The following is a 20,252-nucleotide window of genomic DNA, read 5'->3' as shown; positions in this document are numbered from 1 at the left end:
GGAAGTGTGAAAAAAGATGATAGTTGGAATAGATTTAGGTACTACAAATTCACTTGTAAGCGCCTGGACAGATGAAGGAATTACACTAATTCCTAATGAATTCGGAGAATATCTTACCCCTTCAGTTGTTTCTTTTGATGGAAAAGAGGCCATTGTGGGTAAGACAGCCAAGGAAAGGCTTATTACTCATCCTGATAAGACAGCAAGTGAGTTCAAGAGACAGATGGGAAAAGATGTCAAATATAATCTTGGACTTGGACGCTCTTTTACCCCGGTTGAGTTGTCTGCGATAGTACTCAGAAAGCTTATCGCTGATGCAGAAAAGTATCTTGGGGAAAAGGTGGATTCTGCCGTAATAAGTGTTCCTGCCTACTTTGATGATCATCAGAGAGAGGCTACAAGAATGGCAGGAATCAAGGCAGGAATTAAGGTTACACAGCTTGTTAATGAGCCTTCAGCAGCGGCTTTATCCTATCACTATGACAACATGGATCAGGATGAGAAGTTTATAGTATTTGACTTTGGAGGCGGAACACTGGATGTTACGCTGGTTGAGGCCTTTGATAATATGGTCGAGATCTGCAATATCTCTGGTGACAATGCACTCGGAGGCAAGGATTTTAACGAGATCATAGCTCTGGATATCTGCAAGAGCCATGGCATAAACTGGGATAAACTTGATAACAGGAATAAAGCTGTTCTGATAAACTGCGGAGAGAGTATCAAGATCAGGCTTTCAGACAGCGATACTACCAAAACAGTTGTAAATGTAGCAGGGGATGAATTTGAGTACGAACTTGACCAGCAAAGGTTTATCGATATTTCTGCTTCTGTATTCAGAAGGCTTACTATTGTTCTGAAAAGGCTCATGAATGATGCCAGTCTATCGACTGACGATATTGACGGAGTTATCATGGTTGGCGGATCTTCCAAGATGCCAAGTGTCAGAGCCTATATGGAATCTCTTTTCCCGGGCAAGATCATGGTTGATCCTCAGGGGGATGTGGCTATCTGCAGAGGCGCAGGAATTGTGACAGGTATCAATTTGAGAAAAGAGTCGGTAAAAGACATAGTCATGACAGATATTTGTCCATTTTCCCTTGGAGTAGAAGTATTAGGCGATAAAATGGCAGTCATTATCCCTAAGAACCAGATTCTTCCCTACAGTAAGCAGAACAAGTTTTATACTGTCAGCAATATGCAAAAGAAAATTGAATTTAATGTCTATCAGGGAGAAAAGCTCAAGGCTTCAAGTAACCTTAAGCTTGATACTATCGTGCTGGATGTTCCACCAAGGCCCAAGGGAGAAGTCTTTGCAAATGTAAGATTTTCCTATGATCTTAATGGTATTTTTGATATTGACATTTATTGTCCTGCAAATGGAGCTGAGATTCACAGAAGCCGCGGTGCTCAGGATGGAATTGATCAGGATGAGTTGATGAATATCAAGCTCAGGATGGATGAGCTTAAGCAGGATCCAAGAGAAATTCCGGAGATCAAGTATCTTCTTGAGAAGGCGCAGAGACTGTACGAAGAGGGCAATCAGATGCAGAGACAGTTCCTCGAAGAGGAGATATACAGCTTTAATGACCTTTTGGACAGAGCTTCGATAATTGACTGCAAGAAGGCAGCAGCAGTCTTCTCTATTAGACTTGACAGGCTGGAAAAGAGTATGTTCAGTTTTGACAATGAGGCTGAAGATCTCTGGAAACAGTATATTGAGGAAAACATGGAAAATAAAGATCCGGATAAGGTTTGAGGTTTTAGAAATGAGTTTACATTATAACGCGTTTATTTCCTATAAGCATGCTGAACTTGATAATAAGGTGGCGGCAGCTATTGAGTGGGATCTTGAGCACTACCACATTCCTAAAAAGATACAGAAAAAGACAGGCTACAAGAAGATAGAGAGGATATTCAGAGATAAGGACGAACTTCCTATTACGAGTGACCTTAGTAATACTATTGAAGAGGCACTTTTTAATTCGGATTTCCTTATAGTTTTGTGCTCTACAAACACACATTTATCCACCTGGGTTGAGAGAGAGATAAAGCTCTTTTTACAAAATCATCCTCAGGAAAATGTGCTTACTGTGCTGGTTGATGGTGAGCCTCACGATGTAATCCCTGAAATACTGCAGAACAGGGAAGTACAAAGATATAACGATCATGGACAGCTTGAGACAGTGCTTGAGCCGGTAGAGCCTCTTTCCTGTGACTATCGTCTCCCAAGAAGAGAAGCCAAGAATGTTGAGCTTCCCAGGCTTGCGGCAACTCTTATAGGCTGCTCTTATAATGAACTTATGAACAGACAGCGTCAGTACAAGATGAAGAGACTGACAGCTGTTTTTTCAGGCGCAATGGCTCTTGCTGTGGGATTTGGCGCATACATGCTATATAGTAACGCAAGGATCAACGAGAACTACAGGCAGTCACTTATCAGTCAGTCCAAGTATTTATCAAATGCATCAATGCAGATGCTTGATGATGAGAAGAGAATCGATGCTCTTCACCTTGCGCTTGCGGCTCTTCCCAGCGAAGAGAATCCGAAAAGGCCGGTAATTCCTGAAGCGGTAAGTGCAATAACCAAAGCTACTCTTGCCTATACAACTGAGTCAGGTAGCAATATTACAGCGACCTGGAACTATACAATGCCTGATGTTGTCGAGAATTACTATGTGGACACAGACGGATGCTCTTTTGCAGCTATGGACCAGTCCAAGAACATCAGGGTATGGAATCGTGAGACACATGAACTTTTGTATGAATACAATTCAGTGGAAAACAAGGCCAAGTATTATGCGTATATAGCTCCTGACCGGCTCATGATATGCGGTGAGAAGTATATTCAGGTTGTGGATGTTGTTTCAGGATCAGTTAAATGGGAAAAAGAAGAGCTTAAGGAAGATGACATTTTTTCTGCAATGATCACTGAAAGACCTGTGACGATGAAGGATGGTAGTATTCTTATTGGAACCTACAGCAGCGGCCTCTACAGGCTCTCTCCTGAAGACGGATCCGTGTTAGATATATATAGAGTTGATGCAGCAGATGAATTTCATGATAGTGCTTCTTTTAAGAACTTTAAGCTTTCGCCTGATGAAAAGACTATCATGTTTAGCGGAAATGATGACAACAACCGCACTAACATCCTTTTCTTTTATGATATAGAGTCAGGAAATACCGGTTATTTTGATCTGGCTGAAAACGGAATTACTGCAGATGATATTTTTTTGGATAAGTTTATTTATCTGGATAATGACAGAATCATGATTTCTGCATCCAAGGAAACGGGATATGGCAGCTACGGTTTTTTTTCCATGGATGTTCTGACAACCAATTACAACACGGTGTATTGCCTGGATGCCCACGATCTTTCTTTGAAATGGAAGAATGATTTTAAGTATAATGCAATTCCCTATGGCTCAGATATATACGATCTTAAGGACATAAACGCCGTATGCTTCTATGAAGGAAATATAATTGATATCTGGAACAAGGACACCGGCGAGCTTATATCTGAGTACAATGTAAATGAGAGCATTGTAGGCGCGGTCAAAACTGAAGATGATACATATCCAAGTTTTATAACTGTAAGTGGAAAAATGGGAAACCCTTATGTTATAAATGGCGTGGAGAGTATGTCGATGATAGCTACTTTGACTGATGACATTGATAAGATAGTCTTTGGTAAGGGCGCTTATGTTAATACATATCGCAGTAGCAACATTATCTTCTATCAGTCAGGCGTTCATGATGAGAATTATAAGGATTTTGATAATACAGGAGAATACAATGCTGTTTTAAACGGTAATTACATTCTCTCTGATGATATTCTGGTTGTGCTGGGAGCAACTCCTGATAAAAGTAAGACTAAAGTTGGATTCTATGATGCAAATTCCAAACAGTGTCTGGGAGAAAAAGAAATCGGAGGAGATGATACCTATCAATATGATCTTACTGGCTTTGATGAAGGAATTGCAAGGGTTACATATAGTAATGACCATACATTAAAGCTTTTGGAAATAGATGCTCATACCTTGGAGGTAAAAGAGACAGTTATAGATGAAGACTACTCTGGAGCATTTGTTGATCCCATCTATGCAGAAGGAAAACTGATATATTACAGAAATCAGGATTATGAGCATTTGGGAGCAGTGGTAAAAGACCTTTCAAGTGGCGAAGAGGACTTTTATGAGACCGGTAACACCATCTATCTCTGGGAGTACGATCCCAAGCTCAAGGCACTTTATATTTCATGTAAAGAAGCTGATTATGTGATTGATATCGATAAGAATGAAAATTATGAAATCATTCATTCAGCAAACTGGAGTGAGACCGAAAAAGTTCATTTAGATGCAGAGAATGAGAGAATATTGGTTACAGATGATCAGTTTATTCAGCTCCTTGACCTTGAAGGAAATGAAATAACCAAAATAGCATGCCCTGACCTTGGCGTTTTCGGAATGACATTGTATACGCCGGGACAGAATAAGGAACAGACAGAAATTCTGGTTGTTTATGCGGACGGATTCCTTTACAGATATAACGCCGAGAACGGAGAGTATATAGGAAAAATCGAGCTTGCCTATAATAAGGCATATTCGGATGCAAGCTTTGTATTTGATGTGGACAATCAAAAGCTCTTTGTTCAGATGGGACCAATCCTGGATATCATGGATCTGGATACCTGGACTGTGACAGCGTATCTGACATCTGCGCTTGCTTATCATAAGGATACGGACACATTTTTGGTATATTCATATTCAGGTGGCGGTGATCCGAGAATTGGATATTTCAAGCAGTACACTGTGGATGAACTGATCCAAAAGGGCAAGGATATGCTAAAAGGGCAGGAAATTAGAGAAGAACTGAAAACTTCCTACGGCATTGGATGATAAATATACAGGTCATAACATGATAAAAGGGTGGATAGCGAAATGCTGTCCACCCTTTGTCGATTATTCTATTACCAGATATTCTCATGGATTGATCTTCTCGTCATGTATGATGTATAGAAAAGCAAAAGCAATCATGAATAGTTCCCCGAACATGCTTATGAAGAAGATCAGATCAAATCTTCCAATTGCCGGGCCGAGACCTGCAAATACGAACATGAGAAGACCTGACAGGAAAAGATAAGGAGTCTTTTGCCTGATCCATACTATGATGCCGCAGATGATCAGCGGAAATACAGTTCCAAAGGAAAGGGCACTTGAAACTATCCTTGCCCAGGCCGGTGATGATCCTGCCATAGTGTGGCGAAGAACACCTGAGTATTCAGTGACATCAAGATTAATTGCAAAGGCATGAGCAAGTCCCAAAGCCATCACTACTGCTGTAAATCCCCATAAAATCTTCATAGTAACAGGCTTAGCCTTAAGCCCGTAACCGCAAATTGGTAAAAGAAGCGGAATAAGAGCGCCATGTGCGATAAAACGGAGCCTGCTGACATTTTCAGACAATCCCCCTGCAGGAGCCCCGATGGCTATCAAAAAGGCATCGATGAACAGCCCAAGGCATATGAGCAGGACGCAAAGAGTAAGCGGCCTTTTGGTGCGAATATACCTTTTTAACAGAGCGGCTGCAAGTAGAAGTTCCAGAGTAGCGATTAAAGCAATCAAAGTTGTTAAGTGTAACATGTGTGTAAAAACCCCCTAATACATCATATAATTGAGATAAGAATTAATCGTGTATTTATCATTGTATCAGTTTATAGTTTTTTTATAAATATATTTAAAAATGATTTAAAAAAGTTGAAGACATTTTTCTTTCTGTCTCGTTATATAGAATGAAGAGGCAAGATAAGAACGAAAGAAATGAAGGAGAAGTAGTGGGGAATACAGATTCTAAAGACAAGTTAATACAGCTCATGAATTCATACAAGAATCTGGTTTTCTCTGTATGCCTTAAGCTTACGGGTGATTATTTTACCGCGGAGGATATAGCCCAGGAAACATTCATTTCTGCTTATGAACATCTTGATGAATTTGATGGAGCCTCAGAAAAAGCATGGCTATGCAGAATAGCTAGTAATAAGTGCATTGACTACCTCAAAGCTGCAGAAAGGCGCGCAGTTCCGGCTTCTACAGACGAAGAGCTCCAGATGGAGGATGCAAGGGAAGGCCCGCTTGAAGTATTTGCCACGAGAGATGTACTTGAAAAGGTTGAGGGCAAATGCATGGAACTTCCTGAGGGATATGCTGAAATAGCCAGAATGTACTTTATGGGAAGTATGACGGCGAGGGAAATATCTGACAAGACGGATATCCCTATCAAGACGGTTCAGACCAAGATCTACAGGGCCCGGGAAATGCTAAAGAAAACTGTGAGAAAGGAGGATCTTCTGGCATGAGTAAGGATTATGAATATTTATCAGATTCAGAACTGGATAAGCTCATAGAGAATGTAGAAAAAGAAGGACTTGTGAATGCGCCGGATGATTTTATGTCAGAAGTTCTGAATAATATTGAGGATTTTAGTGAGCATCAAAAGATAGCTTCTGTAGAAAATCACAGGCTCGCAAACAGGAATATTCTTGACTACAGTATCTATTGCATGAAGGTATTTGGTTCAATTGCCGCAGCTATTCTGATCATGGTAATGGTTCCGTTTATAAAAGGTGTTGAGAGGATTCCGGACAAAGAGGAAGTAGTCGCGCAGACTACAGTAACACCCAGGGAAGAAATTGTATCACGAAGATATGTCAGATCAAGAGAAGAAGTTTTAAACGAAACAGACAAAACAGACGGACCGGCTTTTATAGATGATATTGAAAACTGGTTTAGCAGCTTTATTAGTAAATAAGTGGAGGATTATATTATGAAACCTGTTAAGAAAAACAACTTTTTTACCTTTATATTCTCTTTTCTCCCGGGAGCAGCAGAAATGTATCTGGGATTTATGAAAAATGGCTTTAGTATCATGGCTATTTTCTTTGTGACATGTGCTCTGGGTATTTTTACAGAATTTGAATTCATCATGGCGATAGTTGCACTTGAGTGGTTCTATGGATTCTTCCATGCCAGAAATATTGCCAAACTTGATGATGCGGGCTTTGCTGGATTTCCAGATGTTTATGTCTGGGAAGAATTTGATTCTGCAAGAGCACTCCATATTCCAGCAGAGAAGGTACGTACAGTCTTTGCTGTAATACTTATGCTTGTTGGACTTGGAATGATATGGAATTATGTAACAGAGATAGTATTCAAGCTGATTCCTAACGAGTATTGGGATTTCCTTTATCCTATTATTAGTGATATTCCTTCTGTCCTTATTGCTATTGTTCTGGTTGCAGCAGGATTTATCCTTATTGCGGGCAAGAAAAAACAGCTTGTAATGCCGGAAAATGCAGCTGATGTTGTTGCAAAAGAGGTATTCACAGCGATAGAGGCTAAAGCTGAACCTGTTCAGGATGAGCAGAAGGCAAAAGAAGCCTGATATACGAACTCTTCACAGACTTTGCTATTCTTGCATTTTTTCAAATATTAGAAGGGAAAAGACATGGATAAAACAATAAGAGTACACAGAGTAGGATCTATTACCACGGGACTATTCATGATAGCCCTTGGAGTTTCATTTATACTTCATCTTTTTTTCGGGCTGATAAGCTATGAGATGATCTTCAGATTGTGGCCCTTTATGATAATAGGACTTGGAATTGAGCTTCTCATATCCAACTTCCTGACAGATAAGATCATCTATGATAAAGCTGCAATTTTTCTGATGATCGTCATCGCCTTTTTTGCCATGGGAATGGCCGGCGCCGACTGGTGCTTCACATACTTAAGTGGAACTGTCTGAACATCCGACGGCCCTTTTATCCGCGCAGTGTTATTGCCTGCTCGTCACTGACAAAGGCAGATTTTCTTAGATGTTTCCGCATTTTTTCTTTTATTGATGCATGCTCAGCTAAACTTGCAGGACGGACAAGATATCTACTAAATGAAAATGACAAAGCTCGCAAAAGCGAGCGTATTAAAAAGAGAAGAACTCAATCTTTCAAGTAAACTTGAAGAAGTTGAGTTCTTCTCTTTTTATAGATGCTACGCATCGTATGTCATTTTCATATTTTCAAAACTAAACGCTCCGTCCTGCTTCAGACAAAGCTTCGCATGCATCGTGAAAAAATGCCATGGAAACATTAGAAAATCGCATTTGCCATCTCAGACTCGCATGCAACAACATCTGCTTGAAACCGGGCCGAGGATGTGAGTACTTTGAGCCATAGAATAGACGGTTGAATTTTTAAGGCCTTGAAATCCCGGCAGGAGTGGCAAGAAAATACATCTTGCGTGAGTGAAAGGCCTGCAGGCGGATTGTGACGCGGGGAACTACGTTGTGAATAATAACCACTAGTCATTTTGAACCCCTAGCCTGATTCATGATATTCTATTTATAAGAAATGATATGCATTACTTTGTGGGGGAAAACTGTATATCATATATATGTGTCAAAAGTTAAATGGCTTGCAACGGTCATGATGCAGCCCCAAATGCGCAGACGAAAACAAGCATTTGGAGCTGCACATGGCCCCGCAATTCAACTAGAGGGAAAATCTATGACAAAGAAAAAGCTTGCCCTTGAAGTTATCAAGAGGCTCAAAAAAGAATATCCGGACGCCGTATGCACACTCGCTTATGATAAAGCATGGCAGCTTCTTGTGAGCGTTCGCCTTGCTGCGCAGTGTACTGATAAAAGAGTTGATATGATAACACCGCTTCTTTATGAGAAGTATCCAACCCTCGAAGCACTTGCAGATGCTCCTGTAGAAAGAATAGAAGAGATTGTAAGACCTTGCGGTCTTGGCAATTCCAAGGCAAGAGATATCTCCGCCTGCATGAAGATGCTAAGAGATGAGTATGGTGGAAAAGTTCCTGATTCCATGGAGGAATTACTAAAGCTTCCCGGAGTTGGAAGAAAAAGTGCCAATCTTGTTCTTGGTGATGTCTATGGCAAGCCTGCTATAGTGACTGATACTCACTGCATCAGGCTCTGTAATCTTATTGGGCTTGTGGATAATATCAAAGAGCCCGCCAAGGTGGAAAAAGAGCTTTGGAAACTTGTTCCTCCGGAAGAAGGAAATGCTCTTTGTCACCGCTTTGTAACCCATGGACGTGAGGTTTGCGTAGCAAGAAGGCCTGATTGTGACAGATGCTGTCTCAAAGATATATGTAAAACCGGGGTCAGCAAGGCCAAAGAGATCAAAAAGTAATCCGTCAGCATGATCAGAGACACAAAGATCAATCTTGAATTTGACAAAGGGGGACGAATGAGAGATATAGAGTATTTACGACTGCTTAGTAAAGAATTTCCAAACTCCAGGAAAGCAGGAGCAGAAATTATAAATCTAAGGGCTATTTGCGCACTTCCCAAGGGAACAGAGTATTTCTTTTCCGATATACATGGAGAATATGAGAGCTTTTCACATCTTCTCAGAAGTTCATCAGGTATCATAAGAGTCAAGATAGAAGAAACCTTTGGAAACATGATGTCTGAGTCTGAACAACTTGAACTTGCTAATCTGATCTATTATCCGCGTGAAGTGATCAGCAGATACAGGCATGATGAGACTGCATCCAGTAAGCTCCTCCATGAGCATCAGAAGATTGCGATCAACAGACTAATCGCGATCTGCAGAGTCGTAAGTTCCAAGTACACCAGATCCAAAGTACGTAAGAAGATGCCTCAGGACTATGCCTATGCTATTGACGAGCTTTTGCATCTTGATATGTCTGATGCCAACAAAAAGCTTTATTATAATGAGATCATAAGCGGTATTATCGAAATTGACTCTGCAGATGAGTTCATTATTGCCCTGTGCGAGCTCATACAGAATCTGACTATTGATTCACTTCACATTATAGGTGACATTTTTGACAGAGGTCCAAGACCTGATCTTGTTATGGAAGAGATCATGAATTTCCATGATGTGGATATCCAGTGGGGAAATCATGATATTGACTGGATGGGAGCAGCCTGCGGAAATACCGCTTGTATAGCTAATGTACTGAGGATTGGCACCAGCTATAACTGCTTTGATGCTCTTGAGGATGGATACGGCATTAACCTGCGCCCGCTCTCAATGTTTGCCGCAGAAGTTTATGGAGATGACCCTTGTGAGTGCTTTAGACCGCATCTGCTCGATGAGAACAAGTATGATTCAGTTAATCCTGATCTGGCGGCTAAAATGTGCAAGGCAATCAGTATCATACAGCTCAAATTGGAAGGCCAGCTCATCCAAAAGCACCCTGAATACAAGCTGGATAACAGGCTTTTGCTCGACAAGATCGATTATGGTAACGGAACAGTTACTATTGGTAAAAAGAGCTACAAATTAAATGACACTAACTTCCCAACTATAGACACAGCTGACCCCTACAAGCTTTCAGATGGTGAAAAAGAGCTGATGAGGACGCTTCGTCTTAGCTTTATCCATTCCCAGCTTCTGATAAGGCATGTACAGTTTCTATATTCTCACGGAGCTATGTACAGAGTGATAAACAATAATCTCCTTTACCATGGCTGTATTCCAATGGATGATAAGGGAAACTTCATATGCATGGAGACGAGGGATGGAAGCTTTAAGGGAAAAGAGCTGATGGATTATTTGAACGTCAAGATCCATGATGCATTTTTCCTTGATCCAAGAGATGATGCAGATAGAAAACAGGACGCAGTTGACCTCATGTGGTATCTGTGGTGTGGTCCAAGATCACCTCTTTTTGGCAAAGATAAGATAACAACCTTTGAGCATCTCTTCCTCAGGCATGAAAAAGAGTTATGCACAGAGAAGTTTAATCCATATTATAAATTTGCTGCCAAAGAGGAGTGTGCCGATAAAATAATTAAAGAGTTCGGACTTGATCCTGAGTGGGCACATATCATAAACGGTCATGTTCCTGTTAAAACCAAGAAGGGAGAGAGTCCTGTAAAGGCAGGAGGTAAACTCTATATTATTGATGGCGGTATTTCCAAGGCTTACCATGAACAGACGGGAATTGCAGGGTATACACTAATCTTCAATTCACACCACCTGGCACTTGCCGCCCATAAGCCCTTTGTCAAGGGAGCTGAGAACACACCTACTATACAGATAACAGAGAAAACCAAGAAGAGGATACTGGTCAAAGATACAGATGTTGGAAAGAGTCTGCAGAAGCAGATTGAAGATCTCAAAGATCTTATGAGTGCATATGAGAGTGGACTCATTAGAGAGAAATATTAAAAATAAGTGAAATAAAATATCAGAGCTGGAAATAGCATTTTTTCGCTATTTTCAGCTCTTTTTATGAAGAAACACAATATATAGTAGTTTTAATAACTGTATTTTCTAAATAAATACTAAATATTTTCAAACGTTTTCTTTATCTCTTTTTAATCTTTTTCATTTTCTTTTAAGCGGAATCCGCAAAAATACTGGGGTTGTATGATGTTTTTTATGATTGAAACCTTTGTAATATTATTTCAACAAAGGATATGAGAAAGGATATATTGCCATGAATAAAGAGAATTCAAAGTACAATTATCCAAATCCAGAACGTAACAAAGGAACCTTCATCGTGAAGGTTGACTACTGCCAGAGAAACACCTGGCAGGGGAGAGTTATCTGGGCCGAAGAGAACAAAATCCTCAGATTCAGAAGTGCGCTAGAGCTGATCAGACTAATGGACGAGGCATTGAGTGAAGGCCAGGATATTCAGATTCTTGCTGAGTGAGCAAAAAATACCAGTAACTATTAACCTAGTACCTACAAACTCCATACAAGCGAAAAACTTACGAGGAGGAAGATGTTATGTTAAGAAAATGGAACCGTATTTTAGCTTATCTTTTAGCAATGGCTCTTATAGCAAGCACTTTTCATAGTGACCTTGGTACTATAAGGGTTTACGCAGACGGTGACGAAAGTGTGGAAACCCCTGCAGATCCGGCTCCTACAGAAGAACCTGTAGTGGAACCGACATCGCAACCTGAGGAGATTCCACCTGAGACACCAACTGATCCGGGGAATGGAAATGAGGAAAATGGTGCGCCTGAAGATCCGCAGCCTAATCCTGAGAATACAGAACCCGAGAATCCGGAACCGGCACCTGAGAATCCAGATCCTGCACCGGCAAATCCGGAAGACGCAGATCCTCTAGATCCGGAAACACCTGCAGAACCTGTAGAGCCTGCAATTGAGGATCCGGAAGCCCCTGTAGATCCAGAGGCAATACCAGAGGAAAAGAAAGATCCCGAGATTCCTGAAGAAAAGGAAAAAGAGGGAGAATTCATCAGTATCAGCTACGTGGCTGGAGATGGCGGAAGCGTTGATCCTTCAAGTGAGAAGGTTGAAAAAGACGGTGAAGCTAAAGGTTCAACAGCCTCTGCAGCAGATGGTTATGAATTTGTTAACTGGACAATGGATGGAAATATCGTTTCTACATCCAATACATTTGTTCCGGGAAAAGACCAGATTGTAGAAGGAGCCTCTTTCACAGCTAACTTCAGATCACTTATACCTGAAGAAAAATTTGTGACAGTAAGCTACTCTGCACAGCTTGGCGGACGTGTAACAAAGACATCAGAAACTATAAATATTAATGATGAGGATGCTCGATTTGAAGGTTCAACAGCATCACCTGTTAATAAGTATTATCAGTTTACTGCATGGATAGATGGAAATGGAAATACTGTATCTACAGAATCAACATTTGTTCCATCTGATATCTATGCGGACGCTTCTTATACAGCTTGCTTTGAGAAGCTTTCAAATATGCCTGCACAGGACTTCACAGGAAGCGCAGGCGGAATGAATGTATCAGTATCTGCAGATGAAGGCATTTTCCCAGAGGGAACAACAATGACAGTTACTGCTATTGGCGACGATGAAGCTATGGCAGCAGCTACGGACGCCCTTGGAGAAAATGTTAAATCTGCAAAGGGTGTAGATATTACATTTAGAAACGCAGAAGGCGAAGAGGTTGAGCCAGCTAATGCTAAATACGTTCACGTATCAATTAGCATTGCAGATAGTCTTGAAGGTGAATCCTTTAGCGTAGTACATAAAGATGACAACGATAATGTATCAGTTGTAGGTTCTGCAAGTGAAAGTGGAGCAGAATTTGATGCAAACTCCTTCTCTGTTTATATCGTAGCAGGAGAAGGTCAGGAAGATCCTGAAGCTGTTGCAACACGTACCTATAACTTCTATGCTTCAAAATCAGACTCAACACCTTTAAATACACAGACTGTAAAAGAAGGTGAAACAATTTATACACCTGGTATTCCAAGTCTTACACAGGATCAGGAATTCTTTGGATGGTACCGCGAAGTAGGTACTAACAAGATTGCCATTGATTTTTCTCAACCTGCTACAGATGTTCAGCCACAGGAAGTATTTAACTGTTATGCAGATATTGAGACTACATATTATGTAACAATGGTAGGACCTGACGAAGAAATCGTTCAGGTTAAGAAAAAGACAGTTAAAGATGGTGGCGATACTAATGTAACACTCACAGACGTTTTTGTAACACCTGATAGTGCAGAAAAGGTATTTAAGGGCTGGACAACTGTTAAGAATAAGCCAACTCCTGATACCAGACCGATTGTTACTTCAGTTAATGCAGCAGTTGATAAGACTGTCTATGCAGTAATAGTTAGTGGACATTGGATTCGCTTTGATGAAAATGATGGCGGCTCTGGCGGTGGTGCAAGCTACACAGGACCTATAGCTGTCATGGAAGGTAATTACCCATCTCAATCCAAGCCTGCAGATCCTACAAGACCAGGATACGAGTTTAAGGGCTGGTACAAAGAGGCAAATGGAGAAGATGGCGGCGTAGTTGAATCATCAGCTTTCAACTGGAATGAGTATCTTAATGCAGATGTTACTCTCTATGCTAAGTGGACAGCAGCAACTACTACCAATTACACAGTAGTTATCTGGCAGCAGCAGATAGAGAATGCTTCAGCGTATGATTACGTTGAAAGCCATACTGTAACAGGTACTACCAATGCGACAATTACTGACAACATGCTGAGAACTTATACCAATAATCCTGCAACAGGATTCCAGTATAACAGCGACAAGAAGAGAATAGTTTATGGCTCAGATGAAAAGACAACTACTGTAATCAGAGCAAAAGGTGATACAGTTGTTAATCTGTATTTTGACAGAAAGACATATACACTGACCTTTAGAAACAAAAAAGACACTAGTAATATTGCTACTATCACGGCTAGATATGAAGAGAATATACTGGATAAATTCCCTATTAAAAGTAATAACGGAACAGTTTATCCAGGTTCCTGGACAGTACAGAGTGGATCAACATTTACACAAGGTACTCGTGTAGATTACATTGAAAAGATGCCTGGTGAGAATATAAAATTCACATACTATGGCAACAGTGGTAGTTACGATGCCGTATTTAATTATTATGTTGAAGCTCTTTCCACTGATTCGGTAACGACAACAGTTGATGGTATAAACTTTACACTCAGAAACACCAGAACCCTTAAGTTTGCATCATATACTTATTCGACTATAAATGAAGAGTTTGTGGAAATTGAAGGATTTACTCGGTTTAAGTCCGACCCGCCTTACGATAATAACGGTCATGCATTGTATGGCGGCGGTACCATGAATCTCTATTATAAGAGAAATAAGCATACTATAGACTTTAAGGATAACTATAACGGAATTACTTCCTCTGTGAGCGGTGTTGACAGCAGATTTAGCTCAGTGCCATTTGGTGAGAGCCTTTCTGGTTATAAGTCACTGGCACCAGCACTTCCTGATAGGGAAGGCTGCGAATTTAAAGGCTGGTACGAAGACCTGAATGGTAATGTACCATTTAACTGGAACAGCACAATGCCTAATGCCAATAAGGTATTGTATGCACATTATGAAAAAGTGCAGTACCACGTACACCTTAATCCAAACGGCGGCACTCTTACCGATGGTCAGATAGAAGATTTTGATCTGGATTATGGTGAGATTATCAGCAAATCATCACTTGATAAGACCACAAAGACAGGCGAAGAGCTAGTTGGATGGTTTGATGATTCAACAGGATTTGCATATGGCTACGGCGCTGTAACCAGCAATGTAAATCTTACAGCTAAGTGGAGAAGCCCTGGTACAGTAAATGTTAAGTACTATGCTGGCGACTTTGGATCAAATCCTCCGGTAGATAATTATGACTACTACAAGAATTCTACAGTAATAGTTAAAGGAGCGCCTGCAAGTATTGCGGAAGGATATACATTCATTTGCTGGAAGGTAAATGGAGTAGGAGATCCTCTTTATCCAAATAACAGCTTTGATATTGACACTACAATTATATCCGGCAATGAAGTTAAGCTGATTGCTATATATGAGAAGAAAGGCGCAGGTGGAACCTCCACTGAGAAGACTACTGTTACATATGTTCCAAATGGCGGAACAGGAGAAGCTAAGACTTTAACATATAGAAAGAACGAGGCATTTAACGCGCTTACACTTGCTGACTCCGGATTCTCACGCTCAGGATATACATTCCTTGGATGGGCAAAGAGTGCAGATGCAACAACAGCTTGGGTAACAGAAGGAACACGTATAGCAGCAGATAATCTTCCAGATCCTGACCACAATATCCTTTACGCAGTATGGAAACAGGATATTAAGGTTACAGTAACCATTACTGGTAATACAGATACAGTAACCTATAACGGATCAGAGCAGAGTGTTACAGGATACTCAGTTGCTATCGCTTACTCAGCAAATGGTAGCCCAATTGAGAGTAGCGGATATAGCGAATCAGATTTCACCTTCTCAGGCGAAGCAGTTGCTAAGGGCACAAATAAGGGCACATACCAGATGGGCCTTGCTCCTTCACAGTTTACAAACAATAATACAAACTTTGCGGAAGTAGAATTTGTAGTAAATGATGGATGGCTGAAAATCAATGCCAAGACAGCAGCTGTTACCATTACAGGTAATAAAGAGAGTGCAGATTATGATGGCACAGAGCATACAGCATCCGGATATACAGCTACAGGTGATGGCATAGACCAGTCCAAAGTTGTATATGCTGGAGATGCAGTTGCTAAGCAGACAGATGTTGGAACAAAAGCTATGGGACTTTCTGTAGAGAAATTCTCCTACAGTGACCCTAACATTACAGTAACCTTTACATTAGCATCTGATGGATCTATGACAATTAAGCCTATAAATGTAACAGTTGACATTGTAGGTCATCATAATTCAACTGCTTATGATGGACAGATGCATAGCGTATCAGGTTACGAAGTAGAAATACAGAATAGTCTCTACAAAGAAGCAGACTTTGAATTTTCAGGAACTGCATATGCGGAGAGAAAACTCCAGGGTACCACTAATATGGGCCTTGCAGCTTCTCAGTTTACTAATAAGAATAGCAACTTTGGAATAGTAACCTTTAATGTAACTGATGGTTATCAGGAGATCACTCGTAAGGGATCAGTAGTAGTTACCATTACTGGTCATCACGATACAAAGGTTTATGACGGACAATCCCACAGCGTATCAGGATATGATGTGGAAATCAGTAGTGACCTTTATAAAGAAACTGACTTTACATTCTCAGGAGATAAGGTTGCGGAAAGAACTGATGCTGGTAAAACATTCATGGGACTTAAGCCAGAACAGTTCACAAATACTAATGATAACTTTACAGATGTAATCTTTAACGTAGTAACTGATGGTTACATGGAAATTACACCAATTAACGTAACAGTAAATATCATAGGTAAAAAGGGAGAGAAGTCATATAACGGATCAGAGCAGAGCGTTACAGGATATACAGTTGGCGAAATCAGTAGTTCTCTTTACAAGGAAACATACTTTACATTTAGCGGAGATGCTACTGCAAAGGGAACCAACAAAGGAACATATCCTATGGGACTTTCTGCAACACAGTTTACTAATACCAATCCTAACTTTGGTACAGTTACATTCGCTATAGATGACGGTTCACTGGTAATCACAGCAGTTACAGCAACAGCCAAGATTATTGGCCACAATAATACTACTGACTATGATGGACAGCTGCATACAGTAACTGGTTATGATGTTGAACTTCCAGCAGGATCTCTTTTGAAAAAAGAAGACGTCAAGTTTGGCGGAACAGAGGCAAAGGCAGAGAGAACAGATGCTGGTACAACTAAGATGGGACTTATACCTGCGATGTTCAGCGTAGAAAACGCAAACTTCTCCAGTGTAACCTTCACAGTAGAAGATGGATATCAGACAGTTAATCCTATCGATGTAACAGTAACAATTGAAGGCAATAAGGACAGTGTAACCTACGACGGAAATCCTCATACGGTATCTGGATATGATGTTAAGTCCATAAGCAGTAGTCTCTATACAACAGCTGATTTCACATTTAATGGACCTGACAGTATAACACAGACTAATGCTGGAACATATCCAATGGGCCTTGCAGCAGCTCAGTTTACTAATACTAATAGCAACTTTAAAACAGTAACCTTTAGTGTAACTGATGGCGAACTTAAGATCAGTCCTATCGACGGTGTAACAGTTACTATTAAAGGTAATACAGCTAAGGTTGACTACAAAGGAACTGAGCAGTCCGTAACAGGATACGATGTATCAATCAGTAACAGTAAATATACCGAGGCAGACTTCACCTTTACAGGACTTGCTAAGGCATCCGGAACTGATGCTGGAACATATCCAATGGGCCTTGCAAAAGAGAAGTTTGCTAACACCAATAGCAACTTTACAAACGTTACCTTCGACGTAACAGACGGCTCACTGGTAATTGAACCTATATCAGTAACAGTAACTGTTGTCGGACGAAATGACACTAAGACCTATGATGGTAATAGCCATACAGTTTCTGGAATTGACTACGAATACAGTAACACCCTTTATAAGAGAGATGACTTCAACTACTCAGGTAATCAGCAAGCAACCAGAACAGATGAAGGCACAACTTATATGGGAATTGATGAGACAAAGTTCACAAACGTTAATAATAACTTTAAGGACGTAACATTTAACGTAACTGATGGCTTCATGAAGATCGTTCCTAAGGGTAAGGTAGTAGTAACCATTACAGGTAAAAAAGCTACAGTAGATTACAATGGAACAGAGCAGAAGGTAGAAGGCTACACAGTAGCAATAAGCGATCCTCTTTACAAAGAGGCAGACTTTAGCTACACCGGAGAAGCTGTTGCTAAGGGAACAGATGCAGGCACATACGACACTGCTATCGACAAGACTAAGTTCACTAACAACAACAGTAACTTTAAGGACGTAACCTTCAAGGTAGTGCAGGGCGCTCTGAAAATCAATCCTATAGCAATGAAGATTACCGTAACTGGTAATAATGACACACTTAAGTACACTGGAGCAGAGCAGAAGGCACAAGGCTTTGTAGCAACATCAGACAGCACCTTCTTTGACCAGACTAAGGTTAAGTACAGTGGAACTGCAGAAGCTAAGGGTACAGATGTTGGAACATATAATATGGAACTGGATGTAACCAAGTTCTCATATAATGATCCTAACTTTACAGGTGTAACCTTCGCAATCGACGCCGATGGATTCCTTATCATCGATCCAGCTGATGTTACAGTAACAATTACAGGTAACGAAGCAAGCTTCGACTACAACGGCAAAGAGCAGGTAGTAACAGGCTACAAGGCAACAACAGAGAGTACTATCTACGATGTAAGTAAAGTGGGTAATACAGGAGAAGCTAAGGCAGCAGGAACACTTGTAGGCGACTACAAGATGAATCTTACTGCAGGACAGTTCACAAATAGTGATGCTAACTTCAATGTAACCTTTAACATCAATGATGGTGTACTTCACATCAAAGATAGAGCTGACAAGTATATCATTATCGCTAAGACAGACAATGTAATAAAAGAATACACCGGCGAGACATACACAGGATTTGACTATGGCGTAGCTGGCGGCAAGAAAGTCAGCCAGGGCCAGAATACTGTAGCTCGTATAGTAGAGTTCATATCCGGAATCTTAAGTCCTATCAAGGCATCTGCTGATGATGGAACACCATCAGATAAGAGCGTAACAATCGACGGAGTTCAGTACTTTGTATCAGGACTTAGCGTAGATGGAAGCGGAAGAGAAGTTGGAACATATCCTCTTCATATCGTAGGAACAATGGTTGTAAAAGATGCAGCTGGAAACGACGTAAGTGGTCAGTTCACTCTTCAGCTTGATGAAGGCACACTTGAAATTACTAAGAGAAACATAGTAGTTACATCAGGCAGTGCGGAAAAGACCTATGACGGCACAGCACTTACCAGCAGCATAATCACAACTGACAGAGACTGGGCAACAGGCGATACAGTTGGATATAACATCACAGGTCAGCAGATTGAGGTTGGCAGCAGCAAGAATACATTTACAATCGTAGCCGGAGCAGGAACAGACCTTGATAAGAACTACAACATTACTAAGGTTGAAGGTGATCTTAAAGTTAACCAGAACGTAACGCCTCCTACACCAGGTGGTGGCGGCGATCCTACACCGGGCGGCGGTGGCGATCCTACACCAGGTGGTGGCGGAACTCCTACTACTACAGATCCTACACCTGCTACACCAACTACTCCTACAACTATTGTCGATGCAGCAACACCGCTGGCACCAACAGCACCTGTAGCACCGGTTGTTGACGCAGCAGTTCTTGGAGCAACAAGACAGAATGGAGCAGCAGTTCTCGGAGCAAGACGAGCAAAGACAGAGGATGCAACAAATACAATTCCTAGAGTATTTGCAATCATCGCAGCAGCTGCAATATTGGCAGCACTTCTCGCAAGCTTCAGAAGAAAAGAAGAGGAGCAGTAAAGATTTATATAAATAAAACTGAATAATTTCCACACGGGGCAGGCCACATGGCCTGCCCCATTTTCTGCTATAATTATATCTGTGGAATGGAGGATACATTATGGCAACAGGAAGTCAGACCAAAGAAAAAACGGGCAGCAGGATCAAAGAGCCCAGACAATACAATGTGATAATGCTAAATGATGATTTCACTACAATGGACTTTGTGGTGAGCATTCTTGTGGATATTTTTCATAAGGATCCCGTAAGTGCAGAGGCAATCATGCTAGGGGTTCATAAGAGCGGCCAGGCGGTTGTGGGTAAGTACCCTTATGACATTGCAGTTACAAGGGTCAATAATGCTCTTGCAAGGGCCAAAAAAGAGGGATTTCCCTTCAGGATGACAGTAGAGGAGGCTTAA

Annotated in this window: 12 protein-coding genes; 11 read left to right on the top strand and 1 reads right to left on the bottom strand. The window is 41.0% G+C overall.

Translation table 11 applies throughout. From position 1 onward, the window contains the following. Positions 1-16: 16 nt before the first annotated feature. Positions 17-1,759: an Hsp70 family protein gene (locus BPR_RS10595; protein WP_013281479.1), complete on the top strand. Its 1,743-nt coding sequence runs from the start codon at positions 17-19 to the stop codon at positions 1,757-1,759. 10 nt (positions 1,760-1,769) lie between these two features. Next, complete coding sequence (locus BPR_RS10590) at positions 1,770-4,898, top strand: toll/interleukin-1 receptor domain-containing protein (RefSeq protein ID WP_013281478.1); 3,129 nt, start codon at positions 1,770-1,772, stop codon at positions 4,896-4,898. An 84-nt stretch (positions 4,899-4,982) separates the two neighbouring features. Here the strand turns inward: BPR_RS10590 and BPR_RS10585 are convergent, their stop codons facing one another. Beyond that, positions 4,983-5,642, bottom strand: coding sequence for a hypothetical protein (locus tag BPR_RS10585; RefSeq protein ID WP_013281477.1), 660 nt, complete (start codon positions 5,640-5,642; stop codon positions 4,983-4,985). 149 nt (positions 5,643-5,791) lie between these two features. Here BPR_RS10585 and BPR_RS10580 point away from each other — a divergent pair, with 149 nt between their 5' ends. The 9 genes from BPR_RS10580 (at position 5,792) to BPR_RS10540 (ending at position 20,252) form a co-directional block, all read left to right on the top strand. Continuing rightward, positions 5,792-6,355: an RNA polymerase sigma factor gene (locus BPR_RS10580; RefSeq protein ID WP_042256933.1), complete on the top strand. Its 564-nt coding sequence runs from the start codon at positions 5,792-5,794 to the stop codon at positions 6,353-6,355. Then, entirely contained in the window at positions 6,352-6,807 is a 456-nt protein-coding gene (locus BPR_RS10575) for a hypothetical protein (RefSeq protein WP_013281475.1), read from the top strand. Before BPR_RS10580 ends, BPR_RS10575 begins: the two co-directional genes overlap by 4 nt. Positions 6,808-6,822: 15 nt before the next feature. Continuing rightward, on the top strand, positions 6,823-7,440 hold the full coding sequence (locus BPR_RS19850) for a hypothetical protein (RefSeq protein WP_013281474.1): 618 nt from the start codon (positions 6,823-6,825) through the stop codon (positions 7,438-7,440). A gap of 63 nt (positions 7,441-7,503) precedes the next feature. Continuing rightward, positions 7,504-7,803 carry a hypothetical protein gene (locus tag BPR_RS10565; protein ID WP_013281473.1) on the top strand — a complete coding sequence of 100 codons (300 nt, stop codon included), beginning with the start codon at positions 7,504-7,506 and terminating at the stop codon, positions 7,801-7,803. A 757-nt stretch (positions 7,804-8,560) separates the two neighbouring features. Next, the gene (locus BPR_RS10560; RefSeq protein ID WP_013281472.1) at positions 8,561-9,214 is read left to right on the top strand and encodes an endonuclease III domain-containing protein; all 654 of its coding nucleotides are present in this window, start codon (positions 8,561-8,563) and stop codon (positions 9,212-9,214) included. 57 nt (positions 9,215-9,271) lie between these two features. Next, positions 9,272-11,227: a fructose-bisphosphatase class III gene (locus tag BPR_RS10555; RefSeq protein WP_013281471.1), complete on the top strand. Its 1,956-nt coding sequence runs from the start codon at positions 9,272-9,274 to the stop codon at positions 11,225-11,227. Positions 11,228-11,498: 271 nt separating this feature from the next. Next, entirely contained in the window at positions 11,499-11,717 is a 219-nt protein-coding gene (locus BPR_RS10550; protein WP_013281470.1) for a hypothetical protein, read from the top strand. A gap of 77 nt (positions 11,718-11,794) precedes the next feature. Then, positions 11,795-19,852 (top strand): InlB B-repeat-containing protein, encoded by an 8,058-nt coding sequence (locus BPR_RS10545; protein ID WP_013281469.1) that lies wholly within the window; start codon positions 11,795-11,797, stop codon positions 19,850-19,852. 100 nt (positions 19,853-19,952) lie between these two features. Beyond that, the gene (locus BPR_RS10540) at positions 19,953-20,252 is read left to right on the top strand and encodes an ATP-dependent Clp protease adaptor ClpS (protein WP_013281468.1); all 300 of its coding nucleotides are present in this window, start codon (positions 19,953-19,955) and stop codon (positions 20,250-20,252) included.

This window comes from Butyrivibrio proteoclasticus B316 (assembly GCF_000145035.1).
In the GTDB taxonomy this organism is placed as follows: Bacteria; Bacillota; Clostridia; order Lachnospirales; family Lachnospiraceae; genus Butyrivibrio; species Butyrivibrio proteoclasticus.
Note: the sequence above shows the minus strand (reverse complement) of the source record. Positions and strands in the feature narration are given on the sequence as shown.

Coding starts and splice junctions, on each gene's coding strand:
- BPR_RS10575 (WP_013281475.1), top strand. CDS start 6,352: ATGAGTAAGGATTATGAATATTTATCAGATTCAGAACTGGATAAGCTC.
- BPR_RS10595 (WP_013281479.1), top strand. CDS start 17: ATGATAGTTGGAATAGATTTAGGTACTACAAATTCACTTGTAAGCGCC.
- BPR_RS10540 (WP_013281468.1), top strand. CDS start 19,953: ATGGCAACAGGAAGTCAGACCAAAGAAAAAACGGGCAGCAGGATCAAA.
- BPR_RS10580 (WP_042256933.1), top strand. CDS start 5,792: ATGAAGAGGCAAGATAAGAACGAAAGAAATGAAGGAGAAGTAGTGGGG.
- BPR_RS10565 (WP_013281473.1), top strand. CDS start 7,504: ATGGATAAAACAATAAGAGTACACAGAGTAGGATCTATTACCACGGGA.
- BPR_RS10560 (WP_013281472.1), top strand. CDS start 8,561: ATGACAAAGAAAAAGCTTGCCCTTGAAGTTATCAAGAGGCTCAAAAAA.
- BPR_RS19850 (WP_013281474.1), top strand. CDS start 6,823: ATGAAACCTGTTAAGAAAAACAACTTTTTTACCTTTATATTCTCTTTT.
- BPR_RS10555 (WP_013281471.1), top strand. CDS start 9,272: ATGAGAGATATAGAGTATTTACGACTGCTTAGTAAAGAATTTCCAAAC.
- BPR_RS10585 (WP_013281477.1), bottom strand. CDS start 5,642: ATGTTACACTTAACAACTTTGATTGCTTTAATCGCTACTCTGGAACTT.
- BPR_RS10545 (WP_013281469.1), top strand. CDS start 11,795: ATGTTAAGAAAATGGAACCGTATTTTAGCTTATCTTTTAGCAATGGCT.
- BPR_RS10590 (WP_013281478.1), top strand. CDS start 1,770: ATGAGTTTACATTATAACGCGTTTATTTCCTATAAGCATGCTGAACTT.
- BPR_RS10550 (WP_013281470.1), top strand. CDS start 11,499: ATGAATAAAGAGAATTCAAAGTACAATTATCCAAATCCAGAACGTAAC.